This window comes from Arthrobacter sp. AG1021, from assembly GCF_003633665.1.
GTDB lineage: Bacteria > Actinomycetota > Actinomycetes > Actinomycetales > Micrococcaceae > Glutamicibacter > Glutamicibacter soli.
On record NZ_RBLB01000009.1, the window covers coordinates 214,256 to 232,066 of the forward strand.

General features: G+C 67.7%; 14 protein-coding genes. 4 read left to right on the plus strand and 10 right to left on the minus strand.

The features are described from left to right. Window positions 1–16 precede the first annotated feature (16 nt). The gene (locus DFO58_RS12160) at window positions 17–1,384 is read left to right on the plus strand and encodes an FAD-linked oxidase C-terminal domain-containing protein (protein WP_052772496.1); all 1,368 of its coding nucleotides are present in this window, start codon (window positions 17–19) and stop codon (window positions 1,382–1,384) included. On the opposite strand, the gene xdhC is transcribed toward DFO58_RS12160, so the two are convergent. The 6 genes from xdhC to fdhD form a co-directional block, all read right to left on the minus strand. Further along, window positions 1,343–2,170 (minus strand): xanthine dehydrogenase accessory protein XdhC, encoded by an 828-nt coding sequence (gene xdhC, locus DFO58_RS12165; RefSeq protein WP_286163577.1) that lies wholly within the window; start codon window positions 2,168–2,170, stop codon window positions 1,343–1,345. The two genes, DFO58_RS12160 and xdhC, sit on opposite strands and share 42 nt — an antisense overlap. Continuing rightward, window positions 2,160–4,508 carry a xanthine dehydrogenase molybdopterin binding subunit gene (gene xdhB / locus DFO58_RS12170; RefSeq protein WP_120991096.1) on the minus strand — a complete coding sequence of 783 codons (2,349 nt, stop codon included), beginning with the start codon at window positions 4,506–4,508 and terminating at the stop codon, window positions 2,160–2,162. The genes xdhC and xdhB overlap by 11 nt, the downstream gene beginning before the upstream one ends. Beyond that, a complete protein-coding gene (locus DFO58_RS12175) occupies window positions 4,505–5,980 on the minus strand; it encodes an FAD binding domain-containing protein (RefSeq protein ID WP_120991098.1) in 1,476 nt (491 codons plus the stop codon). Before DFO58_RS12175 ends, xdhB begins: the two co-directional genes overlap by 4 nt. Window positions 5,981–6,368: 388 nt before the next feature. After that, window positions 6,369–7,847 (minus strand): nucleobase:cation symporter-2 family protein, encoded by a 1,479-nt coding sequence (locus tag DFO58_RS12180; protein WP_120991100.1) that lies wholly within the window; start codon window positions 7,845–7,847, stop codon window positions 6,369–6,371. A 220-nt stretch (window positions 7,848–8,067) separates the two neighbouring features. Next, complete coding sequence (locus DFO58_RS12185) at window positions 8,068–10,389, minus strand: FdhF/YdeP family oxidoreductase (protein ID WP_120991102.1); 2,322 nt, start codon at window positions 10,387–10,389, stop codon at window positions 8,068–8,070. A gap of 61 nt (window positions 10,390–10,450) precedes the next feature. Continuing rightward, the gene (gene fdhD, locus DFO58_RS12190) at window positions 10,451–11,281 is read right to left on the minus strand and encodes a formate dehydrogenase accessory sulfurtransferase FdhD (RefSeq protein ID WP_120991104.1); all 831 of its coding nucleotides are present in this window, start codon (window positions 11,279–11,281) and stop codon (window positions 10,451–10,453) included. A gap of 103 nt (window positions 11,282–11,384) precedes the next feature. Between fdhD and DFO58_RS12195 the strand changes: the two genes are divergently transcribed. Next, a complete protein-coding gene (locus DFO58_RS12195; RefSeq protein ID WP_120991107.1) occupies window positions 11,385–12,179 on the plus strand; it encodes a GNAT family N-acetyltransferase in 795 nt (264 codons plus the stop codon). Window positions 12,180–12,183: 4 nt separating this feature from the next. On the opposite strand, the gene DFO58_RS12200 is transcribed toward DFO58_RS12195, so the two are convergent. After that, the gene (locus DFO58_RS12200; protein WP_120991109.1) at window positions 12,184–12,957 is read right to left on the minus strand and encodes a VOC family protein; all 774 of its coding nucleotides are present in this window, start codon (window positions 12,955–12,957) and stop codon (window positions 12,184–12,186) included. Window positions 12,958–13,145: 188 nt separating this feature from the next. Between DFO58_RS12200 and DFO58_RS12205 the strand changes: the two genes are divergently transcribed. After that, window positions 13,146–14,714 (plus strand): long-chain fatty acid--CoA ligase, encoded by a 1,569-nt coding sequence (locus tag DFO58_RS12205; protein WP_120991111.1) that lies wholly within the window; start codon window positions 13,146–13,148, stop codon window positions 14,712–14,714. On the opposite strand, the gene DFO58_RS12210 is transcribed toward DFO58_RS12205, so the two are convergent. Next, on the minus strand, window positions 14,711–15,544 hold the full coding sequence (locus DFO58_RS12210) for an enoyl-CoA hydratase/isomerase family protein (protein WP_286163605.1): 834 nt from the start codon (window positions 15,542–15,544) through the stop codon (window positions 14,711–14,713). The two genes, DFO58_RS12205 and DFO58_RS12210, sit on opposite strands and share 4 nt — an antisense overlap. 23 nt (window positions 15,545–15,567) lie before the next feature. Here DFO58_RS12210 and DFO58_RS12215 point away from each other — a divergent pair, with 23 nt between their 5' ends. After that, window positions 15,568–16,068, plus strand: coding sequence for a DUF456 domain-containing protein (locus DFO58_RS12215; RefSeq protein ID WP_047120179.1), 501 nt, complete (start codon window positions 15,568–15,570; stop codon window positions 16,066–16,068). Here DFO58_RS12215 and DFO58_RS12220 read toward each other — a convergent pair. Both DFO58_RS12220 and DFO58_RS12225 read right to left on the minus strand, forming a co-directional pair. Beyond that, the gene (locus DFO58_RS12220) at window positions 16,065–16,670 is read right to left on the minus strand and encodes a response regulator transcription factor (protein WP_053798857.1); all 606 of its coding nucleotides are present in this window, start codon (window positions 16,668–16,670) and stop codon (window positions 16,065–16,067) included. The two genes, DFO58_RS12215 and DFO58_RS12220, sit on opposite strands and share 4 nt — an antisense overlap. Next, entirely contained in the window at window positions 16,667–17,791 is a 1,125-nt protein-coding gene (locus tag DFO58_RS12225; protein ID WP_183043187.1) for a histidine kinase, read from the minus strand. Before DFO58_RS12225 ends, DFO58_RS12220 begins: the two co-directional genes overlap by 4 nt. Between the last annotated feature and the right edge of the window lie 20 nt (window positions 17,792–17,811).

Consider the following 17,811-nt stretch of genomic DNA (forward strand, 5'->3'; position numbering starts at 1 on the left):
CAGATCGAAGGACCCCATGCACGCAAGCACCCCGACCGCCCCTGCGACCAATGAACTCCAGGACCTCTTCGGCGACCGGTTCATAGCCGGAGGCTCCGAGCTGGACCGCGTTTCGCGGGACGAGTCGCGCTACGAGCCCCAGGGCCCCGCGCTGGCTGCGGTGTTCCCCGAATCCACGCAGGAGGTCTCCGCCGCGCTGCGCTGGGCCAACCGGTACGGGGTGAAGGTCTCGGTGCGCGGCACCGGAACCGGTCTGAGCGGCGGGGCGCTGGCCTATGCCGGCGGGCTGGTGGTGTCGCTGGAGCGGATGAACAAGATCGTGCGGATCGACCCGGTCAACCGGCTGGCAGAGGTCCAAGCCGGCGTCATCAACGCGGAGCTGAACCGGGCGGCCGCGGAGCTCGGGCTGTTCTTCGCCCCGGATCCGGCCAGCGCGGAGATCTCCAGCATCGGCGGGAACATCGCCACGAACGCCGGCGGGCTGCGCTGCATCAGCCACGGGGTCACCCGCGACTCGGTGGCGGCCCTGGAAGTGGTGCTGGCCGACGGCAGCATCCTGCACACCGGCGCCCGCACCCTGAAGAACGTCGTGGGCCTGGACCTGACCAGCCTGTTCGTCGGATCGGAGGGGACCCTGGGGGTCATCACCGCCGCCACGGTCAGGCTCAAGGCGATCGCCCCGGGCACCCCGCGCACCTTCCGCGCCAGCTTCACCTCCATCGAGGACGCCGGGCGCGCGGTGACGGCGATCGTGAACGGCGCGCAGACCCCCGAGGTGCTGGAGCTGCTCGATGCCCGCAGCGTGCAGATCATCGAGGCCTACAAGCCCTCCGGCCTGCCCTCGGACGGCTGCGCCCTGCTGATCGGCCAGTTCACCGGGCTGCAGGCGGAGCAGGCCGCCAACGACACCGCAGAACTGTGCCGCGGCTACGGCGCCGCGCAGGTGGTGATTGCGCAGGGCGACAGCCTGCTGGAAGCCCGCCGCCTGGCCAATCCCGCGTTGAACGCCCAGGGGCTGCGGGTCTCCTGCGACGTCGCGGTGCCCGTCGGGGAACTGGCGGAGGTGTTCCACGGCATCGAGCGGATCGCCGAAGCCCACGGGCGCACCATCTCCGTGGTGGCCCATGCAGGCGATGGCAACCTGCACCCGACGGTCGAGGCCGAGGACACCCCGGAGGGCTACGCCGCCGCGGAGGTCGTCATCGGCGACATCACCAGGCTGGCCCTCAAGCTGGGCGGAACCATCAGCGGCGAGCACGGCATCGGCCTGGTCAAGCAGGCCGAGCTGCCCTGGCAGCTGGACGAGGCCACCTTGCACACCCAGCAGATGATCAAGTACGCGCTAGATCGGAAGAACATCCTGACTCCGGGGCGCGGCATCTAGGGCAAGCCGGGCCAGCAGGTCCGCGGCCACGGACACCGCGATGGCCGCGGGCTGCTTGCCGGGAATGCCCGGCAGCCCGATGGGGCAGGTGATCCGCGCGATATCCTGCCGCTCGTGGCCGGAATCGGCCAGCTTCATGGTGAAGCGCGCATATTTGGCGGCCGAGCCGATCAGCCCCACATAGCCAAGGCCCGGGCGGCGCAGCGCCGCGTCGCACAGGTGGAAGTCCTCCGCGTGGTCGTGGGTCATGATCAGCACCAGCGACCCGTCGGGCAGCTCGGCCATGACCTGTTCGCCGAGCACCGCGTGCTGCCGGCGGATCATCGCCGGCGGGGCAGAGGCCGCCAGCGCATCCAGCTGCGCGAGCTGCTCGGCGCGCGCGTCGCAGAGCACCAGTTCCACGTCGTGGCGGGCCAGGATGTGCGCCAGTTCCAGGCCCACATGGCCGATGCCGAAAACGGCGATGACCGGCCGCGCCGGCACCACTTCGAGCAGCACCACCGCTTCTCCCCCGCAGCACTGCCTGCCGAAGTCCGCCTCGGCCTTGTCGTTCAGCCGCAGCACCAGCTGTTCCGGCGACCTGGCCGAGGAGGCGAGCATCTGCCTGGCGCGGGCGGCCACCAGCATCTCCATGTTCCCGCCGCCGATGGTGCCCAGCAGCTCGCGGTCGGTGACCACGAATTTCGCGCCGGCTTCCCGCGGGGTGTGCCCGCGCACCGACACCACGGTGGCCAGCACCGCAGGTGTGCGCTGGGCGCGCAGCCTGGCCAGGTCCTCAATCCACACGGCCGGCGCCTTCCCAGGCGTCCCGGGCTTCCTGCACCGCCCAGAACACCGCTTCCGGGGTAGCCGGGGACGCCAGCTTCACGCGGTGCCCGGCCGGGCCGAAGGCGGCCACCGCCTGGCGCAGCGCCTCGCGCACGCTGAACGCCAGCATCAGCGGCGGCTCGCCGACCGCCTTGGAACCGTAGACCACGCCGTCCTCGTGCGCGTCGTCCAGGAACTCGACGTTGAACACCGGCGGCATCTCGGAGAAGCTGGGCAGCTTGTAGGTGCTGGCGCTGGCGGTGGCCAGCCGGCCCCGGTGCGGTCCCTTGGTTTCCCAGCGCAGGTCCTCCAGGGTGAGCCAGCCGGCGCCCTGGATGAAGCCGCCCTCGATCTGCCCGCGGTCCACCAGCGGGGACAGGGATTCGCCCACGTCGTGCACGATATCCACGCGGCGCAGCTGGTAGGAGCCGTCGAAGCGGCTGACTTGCACCTCCGAGACGGCCGCCCCGTAGGCGAAGTACTTGAACGGCTCCCCGCGCATGGTTTCCAAATCCCAGTGCAGGCCGGGTGTGCTGTAGAACCCCGCGGCCGAGAGCTGAATCCGGCCGAAGTAGGCCTTGGACACCAGCGTCTTCCAGTCCAGCCACCGGCCGCGGGCATGGGCCGCCCCGTCCCGGAAAACCACATCCGAGGCTTCGGCGTCCAGCTCCGCGGCGGCCAGCACCGCCAGCCTGGCAAGGATTTGCTCGCAGGCGTCTTTCACGGCGGCGCCGTTCAGGTCGCTGCCGGTGCTCGCCGCGGTGGCTGAGGTGTTGGGCACCTTGTCCGTCCGGGTCGGAGCCGGGCGCAGGAAGGACAGCGGCAGGCCCAGAGCCGTGGCGGCCACCTGCAGCACCTTGGTGTGCACCCCTTGGCCCATTTCCGTGCCGCCGTGGGTGACCAGTACCGACCCGTCCTTGTAGACCAGCACCAGGGCGCCGGCCTGATTGAAGGCGGTGAAGTTGAAGGAGATACCGAACTTCACCGGGGTGATGGCCAGGGCGCGTTTTGCGTGCGGGTGCGCGGCATTGAAGGCCTCGATATCCCGCTGCCGAACCTCGAACTGCGCGGAGTCAAGCACCTGGTCCCAGACCCGGTGCAGCCGTTCGGCATGGCGCACCGGCTGGTAGTACGGGGTGTCCTGCCCCTGGACGTAGAGGTTGCGGCGGCGCAGCTCCTGCGCGCTGAGCCCCAGCTTCGGGGCCACCTCACCAAGGATGTTCTCGATCACCAGCATGCCCTGCGGCCCGCCGAAGCCGCGGAAGGCGGTCTGCGAGGTCTTGTGGCATTTGGCCACCCGGCCGCGCACCTGGATGTTGGGGATCCAGTAGGCGTTGTCGATGTGGCACATGGCGCGGGTCAGCACCGGCTCGGAGAGATCCAGGCTCCACCCGCCGTCGCTGGTCAGCTGCGCGGCCAGGGCCACGATCTTCCCCTGCTCGTCGAAACCGATCTTCCAGGAGGCGTGGAAGCCGTGGCGCTTGCCCGTCATGGTCAGATCCCGGGCTCGTTCAAGCCGCACGCGCACCGGCCTGCCGGTGAGCACCGCTCCGAGGGCGGCGACCGCTGCATAACCGTGCGGTTGCATTTCCTTGCCGCCGAACGCCCCGCCCATGCGCAGCGCCTGCACGGTCACCCGGTGGGCGTCGACCCCCAGCACGTGGGCTACGATGTCCTGGGTTTCGCTGGGGTGCTGGGTGGATGCATGCACCATGATCTGCCCATCGGATTCGACCTGCGCCAGCGAGCTCTGGGTTTCCAGGTAGAAGTGCTCCTGGCCGGCGAATTCGAATTCCCCGGAGAACACGTGGGGCGCGGCGGCCAGGCCCGCGGCTGCCTCGCCCTTGTCGATCACCGGCTGAATGCCGTGGAAGCTGTTGGCGGCGATGGCCTCGCCCAGGGTCACCAGCGCGTCCAGCGGCTCATAGTCCACCTCCACCGCGGCGGCCCCGGCCTTGGCAGCTTCCAGGTCCTCGCCCAGCACCCAGGCCACCGGCTGGCCGTGGAACATAACCTCGTCCACCGGGAGCATCGGCTCGTCGTGCTTCGCGCCCTGGTCATTGACCCCGGGGATGTCCTGGGCGGTCAGCACCAGCCGCACTCCCGGGACCTGCAGCGCGGCGGAGGTGTCGAGCCTCAGCAGCTTGGCATGGGCGTGCGTCGACTGCACGGGATAGGCGTGCAGCACCCCGGTCAGGGCCCCTGCCAGGTCTTCGGTATAGTGCGCTTGGCCGGTGACATGGGCGTAGGCCGATTCATGCGGGATGGCCCGCCCCACCACTGAACCCTGCGGGCGTTGGTTGTGCTGGATGCTCATGCTCCTGCCCCCGTTCCGCTGTCCTGCTGCGCGAAGAACCGCTCAAGTGCGGAGCCCAGCATCGCCTGCCGGTAGGCGGCGCTGGCGCGGTGGTCGTCCAGGGGCGTCCCCTCGGCGGCCAGGATCCCGCAGGCACCCCTCATGGTTTCCTCGCTCCAGGCCTGTCCGACCAGTGCCTGTTCGGCGGCGGTAGCCCGCAGCGGGATCGCCGCCACCCCGCCCAGCCCGATCCGCGCGCGGGAGATCAGCCCGGCGTCGACCTCGAAGGCCAGCGCGACGGCGGTGCTTGAAATATCGTCGAAGCGGCGCTTGGCGACCTTCTGGAAGGACACCAGCCCAGCCAGCGGCAGCGGGATGCGGACCGCAGTGATCAGTTCCTCGGGCCGCCGCACGGTCTGCCGGTAGCCGGTGAAGTATTCATCCAGCGGCACCACGCGCTCCCCGGCACTGCAGGCCAGCACCAGCTGCGCGTCCAGGGCCAGCAAAACCGGTGGCGAATCCCCGATGGGCGAACCGGTGCCGAGATTCCCTCCGAGCGTCGCCGAGTTGCGGATCAGCCGGGAGGCGAAGTTCGCCCAGAGCAGCGACAACAGCGGAACCCTCCCGGCCAGCACGCGCTCAAGTTCGCTCAGCGTGCACGCGGCCCCCAGTTCCAGGCAGTCATCGGTCTGCACCACCCGGCGCAGCTCCTGAAGCCGGTCGATGGCCAGCACTGACTGGGCCCGCGCGAACCTCATATTCACCTCGACGCCCCAGTCGGTCGCCCCGGCCACCACCCGGGTTCCCGGTTCTTCGGCCAGGATCCGCAGCGCTGCGGCCAGCGAGGCGGGCCGGCGGTAGCGTCCGGGATCTCCTGCCGGGGTATCCGCCCTGCCGTAGTCGGTGGCCGCGGGGGCCGTCGCCGGCGCTTGGGCCAGCTGGTCCTCGGGTTCTGGCATCCCGAGCGCGAAGGCGGCATCCCTGATGGGCCGGTAGCCGGTGCAGCGGCACAGGTTTCCCGACAGCGCATGCAGGTCGAAGCCGTTGGGCCCTCCGGCATGGTGGCCCGGGGCCTCGGCGACCTGCTCCTCGGCGCGTTCCGGGCGGTAGTATTCAGCGGCCATGGCGCAGATGAACCCAGGGGTGCAGTAGCCGCATTGGGATCCGCCGCGCTCGGCCATTTCGCGTTGCACCGGGTGCGGCTCCCGAACGGTGCCCAACCCCTCGGCGGTCAGCACGTGCTGGCCGTCCAAGGCGGCGGCCGGCAGCAGGCACGCATTCACCGCGGTCCAGCGCGGGCGCTCTCCGTCGGGACGCGCCACCAGGATGGCGCAGGCGCCGCATTCGCCTTCGGCGCAGCCTTCCTTGCACGAGGTCAGCCCGAGCCCGCGCAAGAAGTCCAAGGCGTTGGTATGCGGCGGCCCGGTGAATTCGCGGGCTTGCTGGTTGACGGTGACGGTGCACCCGGGCGTTCCCGCAGCTTCCGAAGCCACAGCGCCTCACCTCCTGCGCCCTGCGCGGGCGCATAGTGAAAGAAGTTGAACGATTTGTGCATGCTCGGCCGGGAGCTGGCGGACTCAGCCTCGGGGCGGGAGAAATTCCCGCCCGGAGCGGAACTGAGCACCATGCAGCCGCGGCCCGCGGTTAACACCCGTGGGCGATCTGGCCCTTCCCCCAAGCCAAGGACCCGCCCATGACGCGCCTCCCGTGGTTGTTGCATCGAACTTCATTCAATTATTGAAACTACCACACTTAGTGTGCTCCAGCTCACACCCGGGCGCATAGAGTGCTTCGCACTGCGCGGGATTCCGCCGTATAGCCACGGAAAAAAGAACGCGCGAACCGGATGCGGTTCACGCGTTCTGCAGAATTCTCACCGAATCAGAGCGGCATGGGCCTGTCGCCCGCTTCGCCCTGCTCCTCGGAGATCACCTTGATTTCCAGGCCCTTGCTGTCATAGAGCTTGCCGCCGATCAGCCGGTCGCCGTCCTGCAAGCCGGTCAGCTGGTACTTGTAGACGGTGCGGCCCGAATCCTCCTTCTTGCGCCAGGTCAGTTCGTTGAAGATGATGTTCAGCAGCACAGCCATGATGGTGGCCGAGGAAATGCTTGACTGGAAGATGGTGCCGACCCAGGTCGGGAAGTGCTCGTAGAAGTCGGGCTTGACCATCGGGATGCAGCCGAAGGCCAGCGAAGTCGCGATGATCAGCATGTTCATGTTGTCGTCCTTGGCCTTGGCCAGGGTGCGGATGCCCGCCGCGGCCACGGACCCGAACAGCACGATGCCGGCGCCGCCGAGCACCGGGGTCGGGATCGAGGCGACCACGCGCCCGAGGACGGGAAGCAGGCCCAGGACCACCAGGATGCCGCCGCCGGCGGCCACCACGAAGCGGCTCTTCACGCCGGTAATCGCCACCAGGCCCACGTTCTGCGCGAAGGCGGACTGGGTGAAGGTGTTGAACACCGGGGCGACGGTGGAGGAAAGCATGTCGGCGCGCAGGCCGTTGGCGATGCGCTTGGCATCGACCTTGGAGCCGGTGACCTCGGCAACCGCGAGCATGTCGGCGGTGGTTTCGGTGTAGGTCACCAGGATCACGATCATCATGGAGATGATCGCGCCGAGTTCGAAAACCGGCAGGCCGAAGGCGAAAGGCGTCGGGAACGCGAGGATGTCCCCGTCCAGCACGGTGGAGAAATCGGCCAGCCCCATGAAGGCGGCCACGACGGTGCCCAGCACGATGGACAGCAGGATCGACAGGCGCGAGAGCGCCGGGACTCCGGACTTCGACAGGGCCAGCAGGATCACCAGGGTGATGGCGGCCAGCGCGATGTTCTTCAGCGACCCGTAGTCCTCGCCCGCGGTGGCGCCGCCCATGGCCCAGTCGGCGGTGACCGGGAACAGCGACATGCCGATGATGGTGATGACCACGCCGGTGACCACCGGCGGGAAGAACCTGAGCAGCTTGGCGAAGAACGGGGCGATGACGATGCCGATGGCGCCGGCCGCCAGCACCGCACCGAATACCGCAGGCATGCCTCCGCCGCCGTTGAGGATGGCGATCATGGTGGCCACGCCGGAGAAGGAGGTGCCCTGCACCAGCGGCAGCTGGGCGCCGAAGAACGGGATGCCCAGGGTCTGCAGGATCGTTGCCAGGCCTCCGATGAACAGGCAGCTGGCCACGAGCACGCCGATTTGCGTGGTGTCCATGCCAGCGGCTCCGCCCATCACCAGCGGCGGCGCGATAATTCCGCCGTACATGGTCAAGACGTGCTGGAAACCGTAGGCGATGGTGCGCCCCGGGGGCAGGCGTTCGTCTTCGGGTCGGGTGCTGGTGGCTGCGTTGCTGCGGGCCGCGCTCATAGGAAGATCCTCATCGATGGACTGTAGCGGCTCCTCTGACCCGGGAGCCGGACACCTTATATTGTGTCGCAACAATACAGCCTCTTCCGGGGGCAAGCGCTTGACGTGATGCACTTTGCATCATCCAGTCCCTGCCCGCGCGGCCCGTTTTCCGCGGGAACGAGCACAGCCCACGGACGGAATTCAGTTCGAATCCCGTCCGTGGGCTGTTGTTTAGCGCTCAGCTGTCCAATGTCGGACCCGGATCCTCGGTGTGCTCCACAAAGCGCACCATCATTGCCTTGAATCCCGGGGTGTTGGACTCGCGGGCCACCAGGTCGCGGTGCACCAGCGCGTTGGCCTCCGGGAAGTAGGCGGCGACGCAGCCCTTGGCCGTCGGGTAGGACACCAGCCGGAAGCGGTTCGCCCGGCGTTCGGTCCCGCGGAAGGTGGAGATGACGTCCACCAGGTCGCGGTCCTTGAAACCGGCTTCCTGGAGGTCCTCGGGATGGATCAGGATGACGCGGCGCCCGTCCTTGATCCCGCGGTAGCGGTCATCCAGCCCGTAGAACGTGGTGTTGTACTGGTCGTGCGAGCGCATGGTCTGCAGGATCAGGTGGCCTTCCGGGGCTTCGAGCGCCTCGAATTCGGAGACCGTGAAGCGGCCCTTGCCGATGTCGGTGGCGAAGGAGCGCGAATCGCGCGGCGGGTTGGGCAGCACGAACCCGTTTTTCTCGCGCACCCGGCGGTTGAAGTCCTCGAAGCCGGGCAGCACCCGGGAGATGTGGTCGCGGACCACGTCGTAGTCCTCGGCCATCGCACGCCAGTCCACCGCATGGTCGTCGCCCAGGATGGCCTGGGCCATGCGCGCGACGATCACCGGCTCGGAGAGCAGGTGGTCGGACACCGGGTTCAGCCGGCCCTGGGTGGAGTGGATGACCGACATGGAGTCCTCCACCGACAGGAACTGGGCGCCGCCGGGGTGCTTGTCGTCCTTGTCGGTGCGGCCCAGGGTGGGCAGGATCAGCGAGGTCTGCCCGTGCACCACGTGCGAGCGGTTGGGTTTGGTGGAGATGTGCACGGTCAGCTTGGCGCGCTGCATGCCGGCTTCCAGCGCTTCGGTCTCCGAGTTGGCCAGCGCGAAGTTGCCGCCCATGGAGACGAACACATCGATCTCGTCCTTCTCGAAGGCGTGCAGCGCCTCGGTGGAGTCGTAGCCGTGCTCGCGTGGCGACTCGATGCCGAATTCCTCATCCAGCGAGGCCAGCAGCTTCTCGGTTGGCTTCTCCCAGATGCCCATGGTGCGGTCGCCCTGCACGTTGGAGTGGCCGCGCACCGGGCAGGCGCCGGCGCCGGGTTTGCCGAAGTTGCCCTGGAGCAGCAGCAGGTTGATGATTTCCTTCAGCGTCGGCACCGAGTGCGGCTGCTGGGTCAGGCCCAGCGCCCAGCAGATGATGGTCGCCTTGGACTTGGCCAGCAGCCGGGCGACATCCGTGATTTCGGCGCGGGTCAGCCCGGTGGCCTTTTCGGTGGCGTCCCAGTCGATGGCGGAGCGGGCCTGCTGGTAGGCCTCGAACCCGTCGGTCACCGAGGCGATGAACTCGTGGTCCACCACGGAGCCCGGGTTCTCGCCCTCGAACTGCAGCAGCAGGTGGCCGAAGGCCTGGAACAGGGCCAGGTCGCCGCCGACCTTGATCTGCAGGAAGTCGGTGCAGATCGGCTCCGCCTTGCCCAGCATGCCCTTGACCGTCTGCGGATCCTTGAATCCGAAGAATCCTGCTTCAGGCAGCGGGTTGACCGCCACGATGCGCGCCCCGCGCTTGCGGGCGTCGGCCAGCGCGGAGAGCATGCGCGGGTGGTTGGTGCCGGGGTTCTGGCCGACCACGAAGATCGCCTCGGCATGCTCGAAGTCCTCCAGCGAGACGGTGCCCTTGCCGATGCCGATGGTCGGGTTCAGCGCGGTGCCCGAGGATTCGTGGCACATGTTGGAGCAGTCAGGCAGGTTGTTGGTGCCCAGCGAGCGGGCCAGCAGCTGGTACATGAACGCGGTTTCGTTCGCCGTGCGCCCGGAGGTGTAGAACACGCAGCGGTCCGGGGTGGTGGCGTTGACGTGCTCGGCGATCGTGGAGAACGCTTCGGGCCAGCTGATCGGGCGGTAGTGGGTCTCCCCCGCGTGGATGATCATCGGGTTGGTGATGCGGCCCTGGGAGCCGAGCCAGTACTCGGTTTTGTCCTGCAGCACGGAGATCGGGTGCTGGGCGAACCACTCGGGGGTCACCGTGCGGGCGCTGGCCTCCTCGGCGATCGCCTTGGCGCCGTTCTCGCAGAATTCCGCGGGCTTGCGGGCGCCGGTGATCGATTCGGGCCAGGCGCAGCCCGGGCAGTCGAAGCCGCCGCGCTGGTTGATGCGCAGCATGGAACGCAGGGTCCGCGAAGGGCCGGCTTCGGAGAAGCCGCGTTCCATGGACACCATGACGGCCTTGAGGCCCGCGGCCGAATGCTCGGGCTCGGTGACCTTCAGCTCGTCTTCGTTGATGTCTTCCTTGGGAGCCGGGCGATGCATGTCGTTCCTCCGTCTGAATTCCTGCCGAATGCGCTGTGGCGCCAGCCACACACCTACTACGCTACGCGTTCACGACGCGATGCGCATGCGTATAGAGATTTACGCTGTGCCCGCGCGAAAATGCCGCGAGCGTCAGCCCCGCATCCTGGGCCAGGTCCACGGCCAAGGAGGAGGGCGCGCTCACCGCGGTGAGCACGGGGATGCCGGCCATGGCCGCCTTCTGCACCAGCTCGAAGGAGGCGCGGCCGGAGACCTGCAGCACGGTGTCGGACAGCGGCATACGACCTTCGCGCAGGGCCGCCCCGATTACCTTGTCCACCGCGTTGTGGCGGCCCACATCCTCACGCAGAATCAGCAGATCCCCGCGGGTGGAGAACAGGCCTGCCGCGTGCACGCCGCCGGTGGAGGAGAACAGCTTCTGCGATTCGCGCAGCGTGTCCGGCATGGACAACAACACGTCCAGGTCCACATGGCCGCAGTCCTCGCGCAGCTGGACGGTGGACTTCTTGCGCACCTCGTCGATCGAGTTGGTGCCGCAGATGCCGCAGGCCGAACTGGTCACCACGTTGCGCGCGGCGCTCAGCTGAGGGGGTACGGCGCCGAAACCCAGCTGCACCTCTATGACGTTATATGTCTGGTTTCCGTCCTCGTCGGTGCCCAGGCAATAGCGCATCGCTGCCAGATGCTCGGCCTTGGTGACGATCCCTTCAGCCAGCAGGAAGCCCGCGACGAGGTCGAAGTCGTCCCCGGGAGTGCGCATCGAGGTCGTGAAGGAGGTGTGCCCGAAGCGGATTTCCAGCGGCTCTTCGCCGGCCAGCTTCTCTTCGCGCACCCGGGTGGTTCCATCCGACATGGCCCGGATGACACGGCGCCGGATGATCTTGCGTCCCATGGTGCTCCCTGTTTGTACGTTGGCTGCCTCGTCCGAGTGTGCCACCGACCTGCGCTCAGGGCAAAGCGCTGCCCGCAGGGCTGCTCGGCCCTAGAATTTTCCCATGACCGAACCCGCCGCCAGGCTCCTGGATGTCTACGATTCGCTGCTGCGTACCGATGCTGAAATGCAGGGCGCCGTCCATGTTGGCCGGGTGGGTCCGCTTTACCTGGCAATCTTCCCCGGCGGCCAGGGGTTCATCACCTCGCCGAGGTTTTCCGGCGGCGAGCCAACGCCGCTGTCCGAGCTGGTTGCCCCGGCGCTGGAGTACTTCACGGCGCACAGCGGAATCACCAAGGTGGAGTTCAAGACCCGCGCCCACGACTATGCCCCGGGCCTGCATGAGACGCTGCTGTCCCACGGATTCGCCGCCGGGGAGCCGGAATCGGTGATGCTCGGCCGGCTTGAAAACCTGGTCAGCCACCGGCCGGCTCCGCAGGGCGTGCAGGTCCGCCGGATCAGCACGACGTCCGAGCTGGAGCAGATGTGCGTCATGTCAGCCGAGGCGTTCGACCAGCCGTCTGCCCCGGGCACGGCCCAGGAGCTGGCGGCGCGCATGGACCTCGCCGACGGCGTCGAATTGTGGGCGGCCTGGGCTGGAGGCCTCATGGTCGGCGCAGGCAGGATCGAGCCCGTGGCCGGCACCGAGGTAGTCGGTTTCTGGGGCGGCGGCGTGCTCCCGGGCTACCGCGGCCGCGGAATCTACCGTGCGCTGACCAACGCCCGCGCCCGGTCCGCGATGGCCACCGGGCACAGTTTTGCGCACAGCGATTCCACCGAGTACTCCCGCCCCATCCTGGAGCGCCAGGGCTTGGCCAAGGTGACGACCACGACCCCGTACCTCTGGAAGCGTTCCTGATGGCTCAGGCCGGGACGGTTTGGATGATGGAGAACTCCGCTCCGGTGGGATCGGCGAGCACCGCCATCCGTCCGAAGGGCGAATCCTGCGCTGGCTGGAGGACCTTGGCGCCCAGCTTCTTCGCGAGCGCCAGCGCCTTGTCGGTGTCCGTCACCGCGAAGTAGGTCCGCCACCCGGGTTTCGGATCCGGCTGTCCGGAAATGTCGAAGATCCCGGCTTTGGCGTCCGGTCCCTGCCCGTAGCTCTGGTACCGGAACTCATCGGTGTCCGAGAGGCTGCGCAGGTCCCACTCCAGCGCATCGCGATAGAAGTGGGTGACTTTCTCGAAATTCGTGGTGTGCAGTTCATTCCAAATCCGGGTCCCGTGCTGCCCAGAGGCACGAGTCAACCCCCTGGCCGTGGGGGACTGCCAGAGCCCCACACCGATGCCGGTAGGGTCGCCGATCATGGCGATGGTGCCCTGCCCCTCGATTTCCAGCGGCTGCAGGAAAACGCAACCGCCGTACATCCCGGCCGAGTAGCTGGCCGCATGGGCGTCTGCCACATTCAGGTAGGTGACCCAGGCGTCGCTGCACTCGGAATCCGAATCATTGTTCAGGAATCCCGCGACGAGTTCGTCCCCCAAATACATGTCGATCGAGTCTTCCGTGCCGGAATCCCCGCCGCGCGCTTTCCATCCGAAAAGCCGCCCGTAGAAGTCGACGCTTCGTTTCATGTCACCGGTCAGTAAATCCACCCGGCACGGTTCCGCGCCGGGTTGCCCAAGTTCCTGCATCATTTCCCCATTTCACACATGATCCAGTTGCTAGAGCGAGTCTAAACTTCGGTCCGCCTTGCAGCAACGATGCGACCCGCAGGTCCCGGAAGAATGACACCGGGTACCCACCCCCGGTTTCCAGTTCCCGTATGCTACGTTGTGACACAGCACACACTTGCATTTTCGCGCTGACCTCCGGGAGCCACTCCATGCTTTCTTCCTCGTCAAACGTCACCATGTCCGTTGCGGCAATTCCCGCCGAGGGCGCCGCCCGCCACGGCGAGCTGAAGGCGATCACCGTCAACGGGCAGAGCACCAGCTACCGGCAGCTCTGGGACGAAACCCGCGCCTACGCCGGGGCCCTGCGGGAGCGGGGCGTCGGCGAAGGGGACCGGGTGGCGGTGCTGATTCCGAACGTCACGGATTTCGCCCGCGTCTATTACGCGGTGCTGTCGCTCGGTGCGGTCGCGGTGCCGATCCACGCGTTGCTCAAGCGCCATGAGATCGCCTACGTACTGGAGGATTCCGGGGCGCTCCTGCTGGTGTGCGCGGCTCCGCTGCTGGGCGAGGGCGCCGCCGGCGCGGAGCTCAGCGGCGTCGAGACGATCAGCGTGCTGGCCCCTGAGGAGCTGGGAAGCACCAGGCTGGAGGACCTCGCCGCGGCGGCCGACCCGATCGACACCTACCTTCCGCGCCGCCCCGAGGACATCGCCACGATCCTCTACACCTCCGGCACCACCGGCAAGCCCAAGGGCGCGCTGGGCACCCACGTGGCGCTGCTGGAGCAGGCAAACACCTTGTTGCTGGACACCATCGACATGCGCCGAGGCGACAGGATCTTCGGCGGCCTGCCGCTGTTCCACACCTTCGGGCAGACCACGGTGCTGAATACCGGACTGCGCATCGGCGCGGAAATCATGCTGCTGCCCAAGTTCACCGCCGTCGGCGCGCTGGACCTGGTGCTGGATGAAGACATCGATCTGTTCTTCGGAGTACCCACGATGTACGTCGCCATGCTGGAGGCGGGCAAGCAGCGCGAGGGCAAGCCATCCCGCCTGCGCTTCGGCGTCTCGGGCGGAGCCTCGCTGCCGGCGTCGGTGCTCACCGCCTTCGAAGAGCGTTTCGGCGCGCCCATCTACGAGGGCTACGGCCTGACCGAGACCTCGCCGGTGGCCTGCTTCAACCATGTGGGACGCAGACCGCGGCCGGGAACCATCGGCACCCCGGTGTGGGGCGTCGAGGTGGAGATTGCCGACCCGGCGCATCTGGACGAAATCAGGCTGCTGCCGCGCGGGGAGATCGGCGAGCTGGTGGTCCGCGGGCACAACCTGTTCGCCGGCTACCTGAACCGTCCCGAGGCCACGGCCGAGGCGATGGTCGACGGCTGGTTCCGCACCGGGGATTTGGGCACCAAGGACGAGGACGACTACCTGCGCATCCTGGACCGGACCAAGGACATGATCCTGCGCAACGGCTACAACGTCTACCCGCGCGAGGTCGAGGAGGTGCTCATCAGCCATCCGGAGATCTCCAACGCCGCGGTGTACGGCGTGCCGCACGAAACCCACGGCCAGGAGATCGCCGCGGCCATCACACTGGAAGCAGGCTCCACCTTGGACGCCGAGTCCATCGGAGCCTGGGCCAGCGAGCAGATGGCGGCCTACAAGTTCCCGCGCCACATCGAGATCGTGCAGGAATTCCCGCTGGGCCCCAGCGGGAAGATCCTCAAGCGCGAGCTGGTGGCGCAGTACGCCGAACAGTCAGGGCAGCCCTCCTAGGCATCGCCGTAGCGCGGCGCGCGGCGCTCGAGGAACGCCCGCCGCCCCTCGGCGAGCTCGGGATTCTCCCCGTTCTCTTCCCAGAGCCGCGCCCACCAGGATTCGTAGTCAGCTGCCGCCGGCTCCTGCCCATGGGCGGTGATGGCCTCGCGGGTCCGCGCGATGGAGTACGGGGAGTTGCCCTGCAGCGCCTGCAGCAGCGATTCGACTTCCCCGTCCAGCTGCGCGGCCGGGTGCATCCGGGTGAACATGCCCCAGTCCAGCGCTTCGGCCGCCGGGATGCGGGCTCCGGAATACAGCAGGTACTTGGCCCGGCTTTCGCCCACCGTGCGCACCAGCCGCTCGATGCCCGGACGCGGGAACACCAGCCCGATCTTCGCCGGGGTGATCGCCAGCTTCACGTCATCGGCCGCCAGCTGGATCTCGCAGGCCGAGGCCAACTGCCAGGCCCCGCCGAAGCAGTTGCCCTCCACCACCGCGATCGTGGTCTTGGGGCAGCCGGTGATCGCCCGGTCCACCAGATCGAAGTGGTTCAGCAGCTGCCCGTCGGCGTCCTTGTCGAAGAGCACCTGGTCCATCTGGTCGATGGCGATCCCGGCGCAGAAGTTCCCGCCGGCACCGCGGATCACGATCGCGGACACCGCCGGATCCGCGGACAGCACGGCGAAGGCACCCAGCAGCTGCAGGCACATGTCCTTGGTCAGGGCGTTGAACTGGCGCTCGTTTTCCAGCAGCACCACTGCGGTGGAGCCCTGGATCTGCACGCCGACCCGTGCCTTGTTTTCCCCGGACATGAGGACCTCCTGTTTTCCGGTCTGCGCTGCCGTCATGCTCACCGTGCCACACTAGGCATGTGGATCTACAAATTCTTTACACGATTCTTGCCGGGCTGCTGCTGGTGGTTTCAGCGCTGGGAACCATCTTCCCGATTCTTCCGGGATCACTGCTGGCCATCGGAACGCTGCTGGCCTGGGGCTGGCTGCTGGGCAGCGGCGCCTCCTGGTGGGCCGCGGGGTTGGGCATCGCCATCGCGTTTCTCGGCTGGTCCGCATCAGCGGTGCTCACCGGTCGCAAGCTCAAGCAACACGCAATCCCGAAGGGGTCCATCCTCACGGCCCTGATCGGCGCGATCGCAGGGGCCTTCCTGATCCCGGTGGTCGGCTTGTTCGTAGGCTTCGCGGTGGGCTTGTTCATCGGCGAGGCGCTCCGCCGCGGCGAAACCTCCGGTGCCCTGGCCTCGTCCTGGGCGGCGCTGAAGGCCATGGGGCTGGGCATCGTGATCGAGCTGGGCTGCGTGCTGCTGGCGTCCTCGGTGTGGATGATCGGGGTCATCACCCACTTCGCCACCCGCTAGATCCAGCCCATTTCCCGCGCGGTGCGGGCCGCCTCGATCCGGTTCGAGGTATTGGTTTTGCCGATGGCGTTGGACAGGTGGTTGCGCACCGTTCCGGCCGACAGGTGCAGGGAGGCGGCGATCTGCGACACAGGTCCCCCGCCGGCGGCCAGCGCGAGGATTTCCCGTTCCCTCTCGGTCAGCGGGTTGGAGCGGGTTTCCACGCTGAGCATGGCGCGCTGCGGGTCGACGACCTTCCCGCCCGAATGCACCCGGCGGATGGCGGCGACCAGTTCCGCCGGCGGGGAATCCTTGACCAGGAATCCGCTGGCCCCGGCTTCGAAGGCCTGGCGGAAGTATCCGGGGCGGTCGAAGGTGGTCACGATCAGGATCTTGACCTCGGGATGGCTGTCGCGCAACAGCTGCGCGGTGCGCAGCCCGTCCAACCGGGGCATCTGCACGTCCAGCAGCGCGACCTGCGCCCCGCTGTCATCCAGCGCCTGCGCGACTTCGTCGCCGTCGGCGCATTCGGCGACCACCTGGAGGTCGTCCTCAAGATTGAGCAGGGCGGCCAGTGCGCCGCGCACCAGGTGCTGGTCGTCCGCGATCAGCACCTTGATCATGTGTCCCCGTTTCCCGCGCCGAATGCCACCTGCAGGCTGGTTCCTCCCAGCCTGGATGCTCCCACTGTACAACTGGCGCCGAACAGCCGGGCGCGTTCCTGCATGCCGCGGATGCCGTGGCCGCTCTCACCGCCCTGGATTCCGTCTCCGTCGTCGTCCACGCTGACCCCTGCGGTGCCCAGCCGCACCGCGACGGATCCGGCGTGGGCGTGGCGCAGCACGTTGGTGACCGCCTCGCGCAGGATCCACGCAATGTGCGACCGCCAGGCCACGGGGACGTCCTCCACCGTGCCCAGCACCGTGAATTCCAGTCCGTTGTCGGTGCAGGCCTGGTGCAGTTCCTGCAATTCGGCGTCAAGGTTCTGCCGGTTGAGCCCGTGCACCGTGGTGCGGACCGAATCCAGCGCGGTGACTGCCAGGTCGCTGAGCTGCTCAAGCTCCCGGCGGGCTTCCTTGTAGCTGCCGGCGTCCATGAGCCGCAACGCCAGCTGGGCCTTGAGGTTCAGCGCGGTCAGCGAATGGCCGATGCCGTCGTGCACGTCGCGGGCCATGCGTTCCTGTTCCGCCACCACCAGGTAGTCGGCGCGGATCTGTTCCGAGACCACCGAGCGGGTGATCGCGGCGACCGTGATGGCGTACACGACCATCAGCACCAGGTTCAGGCCGATCAGGAACAGCAGGTCGATGAATTCCCCGTAGATGATCGGCAGGGCGAAACACAGCACGGCGACGGCGACATAGGTGGCGATCGTGTAGCGCTTGGTGAGCAGGAAGGCGGAGTAGGAGGTCAGGAACGGGAAGATCCCCATGACTGTCAGCCCGATGACCGGCATCCCCGCCAGCACGATGACCCACAGGATGGCGAAGTAGGCATAGGCCCGCGGGTGCCTGGTTCCGCCCTCGCCGACCACCCTGCTGAATTCCGCGTAGGCCCTGAGGTAGACCACCGCGAAGACGACCACCAGGATCAGTCCGATGATCCTGGTGGGCAGCGAATAGTCTTCCAGCAGCAGGTCCAGGATCGGGAAGATCAGGAAGATGATCCAGACCCCGGCAACCAGCCAGCCCCACTTGTCCCAAAAGGCAGTGCCTTCGTCGACTTCGCAGCCGGCCTGGCTCATTGCCGTGGGATTGCTCCCTG